The following is an 11,586-nucleotide window of genomic DNA, read 5'->3' on the forward strand; positions in this document are numbered from 1 at the left end:
AGGAAATATGAAGGAATCGCGAAAGAAACACGCCCTGAGCGCGGCCGCCATGACCGCCGGACTTGCTCTGATCACATTTTTCGCATACGCCACCAAAACTCCACCCTTCCACACCTCAACCTCCATACAAGCCGATGAAGTATGCACCTCCCTCGGAGACTCCCCCGAAGTTCTTCCTGCATTGAAAATCGTACTTCCGAAGGGTCAAGAGTACTCCTTCTGGGACAAGTCGATCCCCAATCGAACTCAGCGGAGCATCCGCCTGCTCTGCCTCGCTTCTACCAGTTCTGACAGATCCGAGATGACGCTCGGCGGAAGGGTCATTCCCAAGCTGAAGTCAGATGAATGGCTCGCCTGGCTCAAAGGAGATTTCAATGAGGAAGTCAAACGCGAAAGTCTAACTTCTTTCAAGGCTGGAGACGATGCTGCTGCATCGAGCCGAGGGGCAGGAATCCAAATACCATGCTTCGCCAACAAGCGAACGCCTAACCCTCAGGAGAACATCCACATCTCCATCTCCCTTACAAATGGAAGTGATGCCGGCGCAGAAAAAACCCGAAAGGCCCTGATCGACATCCTGCGAAGCTCTGCAGCCCACGCTCACAAGGAGATGAAGTGCGACCTTCCTTCGAAGCTCTAGCTGCAGGCCATAGAGATCGCTCAACAGGGCTAGAGTAAAAGGAACATGGGTCGGTCGGCCCATGACGACAAGGAGAGGGATCACAGCATGACCGAGGGTCGGGAAACCATGGGCGCGACGGAGCCCGTGGAGTCCGAAGAGGAGATGCGGGCCCGCAAGGAGCGGGAGAAGGACGAGCTGTACTCGTTGGACATCTCCGGTGTCGAATGGCTGGGGGCCCCCGGCACCGAAGAGGACGAGGAGCGGGTGGAGATCGCCTACCTCCCCGGCGGCGGCGTGGGGATGCGCTCCTCGCTCGACAAGGAGACGGTGCTCCGGTACACGGACGCCGAGTGGCACGCGTTCGTCCTGGGGGCCCGGGACGGCGAGTTCGACCTGGAGCCCAGCGACCAGGACGGTGGCGCGGCCGGCGAGTAGACGGCCCAGCAGTAAATCACCCTCCGCGGGTACCGCATGGCGACGGCCGGGGTGGACGCCTCCCGCGCGTGCCCACCCCGGCCGTCGTCCCCCGTGCGGATCGTCATCCCCGCACCGGTCGATCCCCTACAGGAAGTAGCTGGCGGCCTTCTTGTCGCCGCCCATGTAGTCACCGCCCGCGCGGGCGACGACCTGACCGATCGCGACCAGCGCCTGGTGGATGTCCTCGGCCTCCCGGTCCCACTTCGCCTGCTCCTGCGTGTACATGGTGTGGGCCTCGCCCTCCCAGCCCGCGGCGACGGTGGCCACCGCCCGCTTGATGCTGGCGAGGTCCTCTTCGAGCTTCTTCGCCTGGTTGGCCAGCTCGGTGGCGGTGGCGTCCAGACCGCCGTACTTGACGACGAGTTCGTCGTAGTTTCCCGTGGACATGACTGTGGGTCCCCCTCGGTGAGTGATCGGTATCGCGGTGAACGGGTTCTCTACCGGCTCCGGGTCAGTAGCCGCTGAGGCTCGACCTGGGTGCCCCGGCGTTCACGTTGATGCTCTGCACGGCCGCGCGCACGTCTTCTTCGCTGCCGTCCTTGATGTTGCGGCTCGCGCTCATGGCGTCGAGGAACTTCACCAGGATGTTGCCGATGCGCACCATCGAGGTGTTGATCTCGTGCTGCTTGGTGTTGAAGGCACCGGCACCGATGCCCTTCCACTGACCTTCGAGGCTGTCGATCGTGCCCTGGAGGCGGTGGAGTTGACCCTTGATGTTCTCGAAACGGGTGGCGATATCCTGTTCGAGCTTGATCAGCTCGGAATTCGATAGCCGCTGGCCCTGGGACATGTTGCGGTTCCCTTCTTCGGAGGCGTACAGGAACGGGGATGGATCAGTGGTGTTCGGGGGCGGATCAGGCGTTGCGTCGCTTGCGGAGGAGGACGAAGACCCCGGCTCCGAGCACTGCCACGCCGGCTACCCCACCGAGAATCGCCAGGACGTTCACCCCTTCGTCGTCCGGCACGGCTGCGGTGGGCTTGGTGGGTTCGGACTTCGGCTCGTTGGCGTCCTTGGCCGGATCCTGGGTGGGCTTGCCGGATTCGGTTTTCGACGGTTCCGGATCGGGGTCGACCCAGTCCGACAAGGAAGTCCTCCCGTCCTTCCTTTTGGTAATGGGGTTGATGTCGGGCGGCCCTGGATCGATGTTGGGGTTCTCCAGCACCTTACGGGGGCGGATCAATCCATTTCCGAAAAATACGCTCCGCCCCTCTTCCTTCTTCCAATCACGCCCAGCCGTGTCGATCAGCGTGCGAAGTACTTGATTCGCGGTCCAGTCGGGATGTGCCGCCCAGACAAGCGCCGCCGAGGCCGAAGCGATGGCTGTGGCCTGACTCGTTCCCCCACCTTGACAATAGCGTGCGAAATTTTCATCACACCAAGTTGGCACATTAACGCCAGGAGATGCCAGGTCGACAAAATCTCCCTGCTGAGAGAACTTGCCAACTTTTCCAGTCTTATCGGCGGCAGAAATTCCAACTACCTCAAGATAAGCCCCCGGATAGTCGTTCCCCTTCACATTATTGCCGGCATTGCCGATAGCCCCAAAAAGAAGTTTCCCTTTTCGGACGGCGTAATCTACCGCTTCCTCAAGTTCATTGTAGGTAAACTCCGACCCGACCGACAGATTAATGATCTTCACATCCGTGTCTGCTGCGGCGCGGATGCCCTCACCAACCGATGCCGTTTTCTCTTTTTCCGTCTTTTCCTTCAGGTCTTCCAGGTCAGCACGAATGGGGATGACACGAGCGCCAGGCGCAAGACCCTTGAGCCCTCCGCTCCCACTACCCACGATCAACTCTGCCATCGACGTGCCGTGGCCGTCATAATCCTTCGTAGCCCCGTAAGAAACGGATGCCGGAACTTCATCAACCAGCACCTTTCCCTTCAATGAGGGGGCATCAGGGTTTACCCCCGTATCAATGACAGCGACTTTGACCCCTTCACCCGTGCTGACTTCCCACATTTCCTCTGCACGCATCGAATCCAGGTACCACTGTTGAGACTGCACGTCATTGGCGTGAGATTGGGAAGAAAAACCGACGGTTAGGATGCCCAGTGCCGCGCTCACACAAACTGCTCGTCGGTAATTCACTACACCCCGTACGCCGACCCTCACAGCGCGCCGACTGAACCGTGTCCTCATGAACTCTCTGTCCTCGTTGGGGGTTGGTGGATTTGGCTCTGCTACGGCTTCGAGCCTTCCTCCGAAGAATGACTGTCATGATCGGACGGCTTTGACTCGGAGGCGTCGTCGTCGTTCACGGCTCGCGCCCGGCCAGCCGGCCGGACCAAGCCCGTACCGCCCGGAGTAAACCCACTTCGCGTGCCACGCTGGCCGGTCTGCGGCAGAGGTAGCCCGACCACCCCACCAGCTCGTATCGCGTCCGAACGCCCAGCCGGGTGACGCCGGCCAGCGCCTGCCACGGGTGTGCTTGCCGTGCCACGTTGAGCGACAGGAGCGCCTTGAGGCCCCATGGCCTGGTGTTGACCTTGTGTCGTGGCCTGTCCGCCGATGACGGCCCCTTGAGGCGTGCGCCCCCCCATCGGCTGGCGTCCACCCGTGCCAGTTGCACCCGGCCGGCCTCCGACGATCCCTGATGCAGGGGCCCCTGCTGCTGGCCCTATACGGCCAGCAGCACTCTGGGCACCTGGTGACTGCCCACCTGTGACGGGCCGACCCGCCATTGGCGCCTGTGTTCCCGGTCCACCAACCAGTGGTTGTGCTCCTCGCACGGGTGGCGTGGATTGACCCTGGGCAGCCGCTGGCACGTGCCCCGTCCCGGCGACAGAACCCTGCCGCGCGGACCCACCACTCGCGATGGAGCGACCTCCATCGGTCGGCGCGCTAGGGCGGGCCGCGCCGGCAGCCCCCACCACTGGGTTCAGCACGGGCGGGGACGACGGGAGACCGACGTTCGGAGGCGCAGGAGACGACACGGCCGGGGTGCTCGGCACAGTCGGGGACGCCTGAGCCGGCACCGTACCCACGCTGGCGATCTCGGTGGCCGGAGAGGACACCGGTGGTAGTTGAGCGGATGGCGCTGCGGGCCCTGCCACCGGGGCCGTAACAGATGCCGGCGAACCGGTCGAGGGGCCTCCCTCGGCACCTGGGACGCCCGGCAGCGTCTGTGCGGGCACTTCATGCCCGCCCGCCACTCCCCGAGCGGGCACTGGTGCGGGTTGCCCAGCCTGCCCAAGGGGAACTCCACCCGATTCAGCACCGGGATCGACTCGCCTCCCCTCGCTCGGCTTCGGCACCCCCACGTTCGGCACCGACTTGAACACCGGCCCCTCCTGTTGCGACAGCACCTCCCCCGACACCGCGTAGAACGACGCCAGTCGGTTCATCTGGTTGATGGCCTCCTGGCGGTCCTTCTCGGCCTTGACCGCCGCCGTGTACTCCGGGTTGTCCGCGCCTCGCTTGTCCTCGGGGAAGTCCTTGACGTCCTTAGGGGTGGCACGTAGGTCCCGCGGCGGCATGGCACTGCGGACGGAGGCCAGGCCCGCGCCAGCGGCGGTGATCTGAGTGGCGGCGGCGTCCGCGAAGTCGGCGAGCTTCAGGGTGTCCGAGACGAGCCCCTCGCCCCACTTGCGGAACGCCTCGCTCGCCTCGCCCTCCCAGTCGGGCTGGGCGATGTGGCCCTTGAGCTGCTCGGCGGCCTCCTTGATGGCGTCCCGGGCGTTCCACAGGGCCGTTCCGGCGTTCTCCAGCTCGGCGGGGTTGGCGTTCTCCACCAGGTCGACCATGTCGTTGAGACGACGTGACTCGAAGTCGGTGCGGCCGGGTCTGATGCTCGGGGCGTTGAAGAAGATCGAGTTTTCGAGCAACTGCGACACGGCCACGACCCGGTCGATGTTGCTGTTCTGTCCGGTCGCCCGGCTCAGGTCCTGAGCATCTGGTGTGCCCTGCCTGTTGTCACCAGCCATGATCACCACTCCGCTTCGAGCTCGTCGCCCTTGAACTTCGCATCATTGCCCGAGTCGTACCGGTCCTGCCCCTCGCGGGTGTCCGCCCGGATCGCCCAGAACCGCCGGCGCATGTCCTCGTCGACGTTGTCGAAGCCGACGTCGGCGCCGTGCACGGCGATGCCCATGGCCTCGATCTGTTCGCCGAGGGACTTGGAGAGTTCGGTGAGGCGTTGGTGGACGCGGTGGTACTGGGCGAACAGGCCGTCCGCTTCGGCGAAGGGCGTGCTCCCGCTGCTGAGGGAGGTCCTGGAGACCCGTTGGGAGCCGACCTTGGACGTGCCGCCGGCCGATCCCTCGAAGTCCGAGAGGACTTGGTCGATGCTCTTCTTGAACGTCTTCAGCGCCTCGACGCCGCGTCGGAGGTCCGTGCTCCCCATGGCCCCCATGTACGAGGCGCGGCCCGTGCTGTCCGGAAGCCCCATTCCGTGTCCTTCCCCGTTTCCCCGTGGCCCCGATTCCCGTGGGCCCGTCCGGTCGGTTCCGGGGACGGGCGTGCACGGGCGGGTCGTTTGCGCGCATTCACCATAGCCAGGCCCCGTACCGCATCAACAACTGGTCTTCGACCCTTAGTTGGGAGTCGTCCTGTTTGCCCGGGTGTGCAGGGCCGTGGGTGTGGTGGGCGCGTCGCGTGTGCGCTCAGCTTACTGAGCACCACCGACGGTCGCATGGGTATAGGTACTCAGGAGGCGCGCCCGGCAACGCCGTCGGTCAGGTGCGACGGCCGCCGCGGCGGCGGGCCGCGTCCCGCAGGGCGAGGGCGGTGCCGCCGAGCGCCGCGGCCAGGACGACGGCCGCGACCGCCACGTACGTGGCGAGGCGGGCGTCGCGTTCGGCGGCCGATTCGCCGAGGTCGAACTCGGGGACGGCAGGGGCCTGGGCGCGGCTGAGGCCCTCGTCGGCGACGGGTTCGTCGATGCGGCGTTCGTCCTCGGTGAGGGCGCGCACGGGGTCGACGACGCCCCAGCCGACGAGGCGGTCGTGGCCGGCGACCGAACGTTCCGCGGTCTGCTCGATCTGGGCGACGATCTCCCGGCCCGTCCAGTCGGGGTGTTTGGCGCGCAGCAGGGCGGCGACCGCAGCGACGTACGGGGCGGCGAAGCTGGTGCCGTTGTCGACGCAGTGTCCGCCGCCGGGGACGGTGGAGACCATGTCGACGCCGGGTGCGGCCACGCCGACGAAGTCGCCGGACTGGGAGAAGGCGGCCCGTTCGTTGTTGCGGTCGGAGGCGGCGACGGCGAGGACCCCCCGGAAGGAGGCGGGGTAGGTCTTCTTGACGTTGCCGCCGAGGCCGTCGTTGCCGGCGGAGGCGACGACCACGACGTCCCGGTCGAGGGCGTGGTCGATCTCCTGTTGCAGGGCGGAGGTGGGTTTGACGGCGTTGGCGGTGTCCTGGGAGATGTTGATGACGTGGGCGCCGGCATCGACGGCGTGGCGGATCGAGGTGGCGAGGGTGTCGGCGGTGCCGTTGCCGTGCGCGTCGTTCTGGTGGACGGGGATGATGCGGGCGGCGGGGGCCAGGCCGACGAAGCCGGTGCCCTCGGCGGGGCGGGCCGCGATGATGCCGGCGACCCGGGTGCCGTGGCCGACGGTGTCGCCGGTGCCGTCCGCCTTGCCGCGGGGGACGGGGTCGCCCTCGTCGTTCTCGGGTTTGGCGGGCAGGGTGTTGCGGCCCTTGGACTTGTCGACGGCGCCGGCGAGTTGGGGGTGCTTGGTGTCGACGCCGGTGTCGATGACGGCGACGTTGACGCCCTTGCCGGTGGACTCGTTCCACAGCTCGTCGAGGAGGACGCGTTGCAGGGCCCAGGGGCGGCCCCGGTAGGGCTCGGCGGGGAAGGTGCACTGCCCGGTGTCCGCGGTGGCGGGCGGGGCGGCGGGCAGGATCAGCGCGGTGGCGGTGAGGGCGAGGGCGGCGGTCAGGGCGCGGGCCCGGACGCCGCAGCGGAGGGTGGTGGGCACGGCGGCTCCCGTCACGAGCCCTGCGGCTGGCGGGCCGCGGTGGTGGAGAGTCGGGGGCCGGTGGGCAGCAGGGCGGACCAGGCGGCGGGGATCGGGGTGGGCTCGGCCTTGGCGTAGCCGAGGCACGCCTGGGCGCGCTGGGCTTCCTGGAGTTGCGCCTTGCGGCGGGCGGCGGAGGTGCCGATGCCCGCGTCGTCGGAGGCGCTGTCGCTGTTGCTCTGGAGGGCGTAGCGCAGCCCGGTGTCGGTGACCAGGAAGATGCCGCCGGTCTTGGTCTGGGCGCCGGTGACCTGGCGGAAGAGTTGTCCGGAGCCGGGGGTGACGTAGGCGCTGGAGGAGCCGGTGGGCAGCGGGGCGGGGTAGTCGGTGCCGGCCCAGGTGCTGAGGGTGGTGGTGCCCTGGTCCGGGTCGACCTGGCGCAGGACGTTGCAGACGGTGTCGCGTCCGCCGCTGCGGTCGGGGGCGTTGACGGTGCGCGGGGCGTGGGCGGGCCAGTCGTGTTCGCCGGCGAAGTGGGGGCCTTCGGGGGTGAAGGAGGCGGGTCCGACGTCGCGGGGTCGGCCGGCCTGTCCGAGGCCGTCGAGTTGGCGGCTGCTGAGCAGGAGCTTGGCGGTGAAGTCGGAGACGGGGACGACCTTGCCGGTCAGGACGAGGTAGTGCTGGGTGCTGTCGCCCTGGGGGGCGCGCAGGACGGTGCCGACCCTGTTGGTGGCCTCGTCGAGGCTGCCGGGGGCGCCTGCGGGGTCGCCGACGGGGCCGTCGACCTCGGGGAAGGCGACGGGGTCGCCGGTGTGGAGGGTGGCGAGCCATTCCCGGGAGACGCGTTGGGGTGCGCGGCCGGAGGTGTCCAGGGTGCGCAACAGGAGCTCGTCGTCGGCGGGGACGGGGTACTTGGTGCCGCTGCGGTCGACGACGTAGCGGGTGCGGTCGGGCCCGCTGACGTACATGAGGTCGCCGCCGCGCAGCCGCTCGGGGCCGTCGGTCAGTCGCTCCTCGCGGGGGGCGAGGACGAATGCGGCGGTCTGGATGGTCCGGCCGCCCTGGCCGGGGCGTTCGCAGACGGCCCAGCGCTTGGGCCGGTCGGCTTCCTTCGACGGGGGGAGCCGGTCGGGGGCGTAGGGGATGCCGAGGGTGACGCCGTGGGGGATGTCGCCCTTGTCGATGACGGATTCGGCGACGCTGATGACCTTGCCCTGGCCGGGTTCGAGGAGGAGTTTGGCGGAGGCCATGTTGAGGACGGGGTGCAGTTGGCGCTTGCCGTCCGTCTTCAGGGCGACGTAGCGGGTGGTGGAGTCGCTGGCGATGATGACGTTCTTGTAGGGCTCGGCCCAGTTGGCGGGGGCGGTGGGTTTGAACATGCCCCAGGCGCCGAAGACGGCGAGGACGATCACGCCGACGATGATGCCGGGGACGATGCCGCGCAGCGGGCGGGGGGCGTCCTCCTCGGAGCCGCCCGAGGCGGGCTGGAGGTAGGCCGCCAGGGTGCGGCGCTTCGCAAAGGTGTGGGCGTTGAGCTCGTCGCGCCGTGATGCCATCGGTGTGTGCGTCTCCCCGTCGTAGCCGTCCGTCCTGATCCGCCGTGCGTGCGGGGCGCGGGTGGTGCGTCCTGTGTCCGCTCCGCCGGGGTGTGGTGTCGCGGCCCGTGGGCGGAGGGCGACACGCTGTCAGGTCGGGCCCCTACTATGCCTGGTGCGCGCGGGTTCGGGGGCGGCGGGTAGGGTGAGCGGCCCCTCAACCACCCTGATGCGGACGCGGTTTTCGGGAGGGGTCGGGAGTGACGGACTTTTCGGGGCTAGCAGTGATTCGGGGGACATTGAGGTGATGGTTTCCGCAACGCGGACCCGTTCGCGGAGTCGTTCGCGGTCCCGCTCGGGGGCGGCGGGTGGCGCGGCGGCGGCCGTGGGCGGGGTGCCCCGGTTCGCTTCCCGGACGCCGCCCGCGGCCGGGGGCGCGGGGCGGCGGCCGTTCCGGTGGCAGCGGCTCGCGTTGATCGAGGTGGCCGTCGCGGCGGGGGTCGCGGGGTGGGTGCTCGGCCCGGTGGCGTTGGCGCTGGTGTCCCCCGTCGTGTCGGTGTCGTTGGCGCTCGCCCTGGTGCGTCGGCGGGGGCGTCCGCTGCCGGAGTGGCTGGCGACGGTGTGGGAGTTCCGGACGCGTCGACGGCGTGCCTCGTCGTGGTCGGTGCCGGTGGGCACCGAGCCGGGGTTGGCGCCGGCGGCGGAGTGCGATCCGACCCTGCGGACGTACCGTTTCGCCCCGGGGGACGACCGGGACCGGCGGCCGGTCGGCATGGTCGGGGACGGCGGGTTCCTGACGGCGGTGCTCCAGGTCGAGTCCGATGCGACGGCGCTGCGGGCGGCGCGCGACCGCCGGCCGTTGCCGTTGGGTCTGGTGCGGGACGCCCTGGTGGTCGACGGGATCGGTTTGGAGTCGGCGCAGGTCGTGGTGCACACCCAGCCCGCGCCGGCGCTGCACCTGCCGAAGGAGGCCATCGCGGTCACCAACTACGCGCGCTTGGAGAACGGCGCGGCTTCGCCTGCGGTGCGGATCACCTGGGTGGCCCTGAAGTTGGACGCCGAGTCGTGTCCGGAGGCGGTGGCGGCGCGCGGTGGCGGGCTGGTGGGGGCGCAGAAGTGCCTGGCGCGGGTGGCGGAGCACCTGTCGAGCCGGCTGACGGGGGCCGGGTTCCGGGTGACGGTGTTGACGGACGAGGAGTTGACGGCGGCGGTGGCGACGTCGATGGGGGCGAACCCAATGGTGACGGCGCAGGCGGGACGTGCGGAGGCGGCGGGGCAGCGGCGTACCGAGGAGTCGAGCCGGAGTTGGCGTTGCGACAACAGCCACCACACCTCGTACTGGGTGCGTCGCTGGCCGCACCTGGGGGGCGAGCGGGGCTCGTTGGCGGACCTGGTGGCGCGGCTCACCGCGGTTCCGGCGCTGGCGACGACGTTCAGCCTGACGCTGGACGGGGACGGCCGGCACGTGGGGGTCCGGGGACACGTGCGGGTCACCGGCCGGACGAGCAGTGAACTGGTCGCTGCCCGGCGGGGGTTGGAGCAGGCCGCGCGGGAGGCTCGGGTGGGGCTCGCGCGGTTGGACCGGGAGCAGGTTCCCGGGATGCTGGCGACGCTGCCCCTGGGGGGTGCCCGATGAGGGCGGCGTCCTCGCCCGGGTCGGAGTCGGGCGGTCGGTCGGTGGGGGCGCGGCTGCGCACGGGGCTGGGCCTGTTGGGGCCCCGGCATCCGCGGCACGTCCTGCCGGTGGAGCAGTTCGACGCGTTGGCGCTGCCGGTGGGCGATGACGGCGTGGTGATCGGGGTGGACGCCGGGGACCGTCCCGCGGTCCTGGGGGTGAACAGTCCGACGCCGTACGACGTGGTGCTGATCGGCGGGTTGTGGACGGCGCAGGTGCTGGCGCTGCGGATCGCGGCCACGGGGGCGCGGTTGGCCGTGGAGACGGGGCGGGCGCAATCGTGGACGGGGCTCGCGCAGGCGGCCGGCGGGCCGGTGCCCTGCGTCACCCTGCACGACGTGGGGAAGGTGCCGCCGCAGGGCGCGTCGGCGGGTTCTCCCGTGGTGGTGGTCCGGGACTGCGGGATGCGTCCGCCGCGCGGTCGGGTGGCCGCGGCGCCCTGGCAGTCGGTGGTGACCCTGTTGCCGTACCTGAGCCCGGTGGCACCGAGGTTGATGCGGCAGGCCCGGCTGGTCGGGGTGCAGCGGGTGTCGCCGGACGAGGCGACGGAGATCGGTCGGGTGTTGGCGCTGCCCCGGGAGGACGTGGCCTCGCTGCCGACGCTCGCGGACGGGGTCACCCTGTGGTGCGCGGACCGGGACCGGCACTACGTGATGACGCGCCCGACCGACATCGAGGAGGGGCTGCTCGGGTTGGCGCGCCGGATGGACTGACCCGTTCCGCGGGGAGCTCCGCGGAACGGGTGTTCCTGGTGGTCACCCGTGGGGCGGACGGGTTGGGGGGATTCGGGAGGGTCGTACGGGTCCGCCCCGGGGTGATCCTCCGTCAACCTCCGCCGCCTTGGGTCGCTTTGCCCGGGTATCGACGAGGGAGGCGCGGTGTCGGGGCGTTCGGTGGGTGGTTCGGGCGGAAGGCGGGGGCCGGCGGCTCTGCCGTGCGGGCCGCCGGGGTGATTAGGCTGGGACCGGGCGCGTCTTGGGTCCCACGAGCGGTCGCTGGTGGACCGGGGCGGAACCGGCTGGCCGGCGGGTACGACCGGAGTCCGGGAGCGGTGCCCCACCATCGCGGCTAGCAGTGCGCTCGACCACACCAGGAGGAATTGTGAACAGCGATCGGGACGGGAAGCCCGGGGGCTGGGCCACACCCGACGACGACCAGTCCGACGCCGAGTCCGCCGTGGAGACGACGGGCGAGTTCACCATCGACTACGCCCCTCCTGCCTGGTACACGCAGAACGCGTCGGGGAGCGCGGGGGAAAACCCGTCCCCGTCCCCGGGCCCGGGAATCGGCCGCGACCGTCTCGTCGGCCTCGCTCACCGATCGGGAACGCGAGGTGATGGCCTTGGTGGGCAGGGGACTGTCGAACGAGGAC

The 11,586-nt window shown here is 69.3% G+C and carries 11 protein-coding genes and 1 pseudogene; 6 read left to right on the plus strand and 6 right to left on the minus strand.

The window, feature by feature from the left end; genetic code table 11:
- The first annotated feature begins 7 nt into the window (after positions 1-7).
- The gene (locus tag ABT092_RS27680; RefSeq protein ID WP_351248601.1) at positions 8-640 is read left to right on the plus strand and encodes a hypothetical protein; all 633 of its coding nucleotides are present in this window, start codon (positions 8-10) and stop codon (positions 638-640) included.
- An 87-nt stretch (positions 641-727) separates the two neighbouring features.
- Positions 728-1,057: a DUF397 domain-containing protein gene (locus ABT092_RS27685; RefSeq protein ID WP_351248603.1), complete on the plus strand. Its 330-nt coding sequence runs from the start codon at positions 728-730 to the stop codon at positions 1,055-1,057.
- Between the two features lie 126 nt (positions 1,058-1,183).
- Here ABT092_RS27685 and ABT092_RS27690 read toward each other — a convergent pair whose 3' ends face one another.
- The 3 genes from ABT092_RS27690 to ABT092_RS27700 form a co-directional block, all read right to left on the minus strand.
- A complete protein-coding gene (locus ABT092_RS27690) occupies positions 1,184-1,486 on the minus strand; it encodes a WXG100 family type VII secretion target (RefSeq protein ID WP_351248605.1) in 303 nt (100 codons plus the stop codon).
- Between the two features lie 64 nt (positions 1,487-1,550).
- Positions 1,551-1,889: a WXG100 family type VII secretion target gene (locus tag ABT092_RS27695; protein ID WP_351248607.1), complete on the minus strand. Its 339-nt coding sequence runs from the start codon at positions 1,887-1,889 to the stop codon at positions 1,551-1,553.
- A gap of 64 nt (positions 1,890-1,953) precedes the next feature.
- A complete protein-coding gene (locus ABT092_RS27700) occupies positions 1,954-3,168 on the minus strand; it encodes a S8 family serine peptidase (RefSeq protein WP_351248609.1) in 1,215 nt (404 codons plus the stop codon).
- Between the two features lie 1,494 nt (positions 3,169-4,662).
- On the opposite strand from ABT092_RS27700, the gene ABT092_RS27705 reads away from it, so the two are divergent.
- The gene (locus ABT092_RS27705; protein ID WP_351248611.1) at positions 4,663-4,992 is read left to right on the plus strand and encodes a hypothetical protein; all 330 of its coding nucleotides are present in this window, start codon (positions 4,663-4,665) and stop codon (positions 4,990-4,992) included.
- A gap of 37 nt (positions 4,993-5,029) precedes the next feature.
- On the opposite strand, the gene ABT092_RS27710 is transcribed toward ABT092_RS27705, so the two are convergent.
- From ABT092_RS27710 to eccB, 3 genes are all read right to left on the minus strand, one after another.
- Positions 5,030-5,491, minus strand: a complete 462-nt coding sequence (locus ABT092_RS27710; RefSeq protein ID WP_351248613.1) for a DUF2563 family protein — start codon at positions 5,489-5,491, stop codon at positions 5,030-5,032.
- Positions 5,492-5,777: 286 nt separating this feature from the next.
- Positions 5,778-7,025 (minus strand): type VII secretion-associated serine protease mycosin, encoded by a 1,248-nt coding sequence (gene mycP / locus ABT092_RS27715; protein WP_502968517.1) that lies wholly within the window; start codon positions 7,023-7,025, stop codon positions 5,778-5,780.
- An 11-nt stretch (positions 7,026-7,036) separates the two neighbouring features.
- Complete coding sequence (eccB, locus tag ABT092_RS27720; RefSeq protein ID WP_351248615.1) at positions 7,037-8,560, minus strand: type VII secretion protein EccB; 1,524 nt, start codon at positions 8,558-8,560, stop codon at positions 7,037-7,039.
- Between the two features lie 286 nt (positions 8,561-8,846).
- On the opposite strand from eccB, the gene eccE reads away from it, so the two are divergent.
- From eccE to ABT092_RS27735, 3 genes and pseudogenes are all read left to right on the plus strand, one after another.
- Positions 8,847-10,175, plus strand: coding sequence for a type VII secretion protein EccE (gene eccE / locus ABT092_RS27725; protein WP_351248617.1), 1,329 nt, complete (start codon positions 8,847-8,849; stop codon positions 10,173-10,175).
- The gene (locus ABT092_RS27730) at positions 10,172-10,927 is read left to right on the plus strand and encodes a hypothetical protein (protein ID WP_351248619.1); all 756 of its coding nucleotides are present in this window, start codon (positions 10,172-10,174) and stop codon (positions 10,925-10,927) included. Before eccE ends, ABT092_RS27730 begins: the two co-directional genes overlap by 4 nt.
- A 388-nt stretch (positions 10,928-11,315) precedes the next feature.
- Positions 11,316-11,495, plus strand: a pseudogene (locus ABT092_RS27735) (SCO5717 family growth-regulating ATPase); the annotation flags it as partial.
- Between the last annotated feature and the right edge of the window lie 91 nt (positions 11,496-11,586).

This window comes from Streptomyces sp. NPDC002490 (genome assembly GCF_040296045.1).
In the GTDB taxonomy this organism is placed as follows: domain Bacteria; phylum Actinomycetota; class Actinomycetes; order Streptomycetales; family Streptomycetaceae; genus Streptomyces.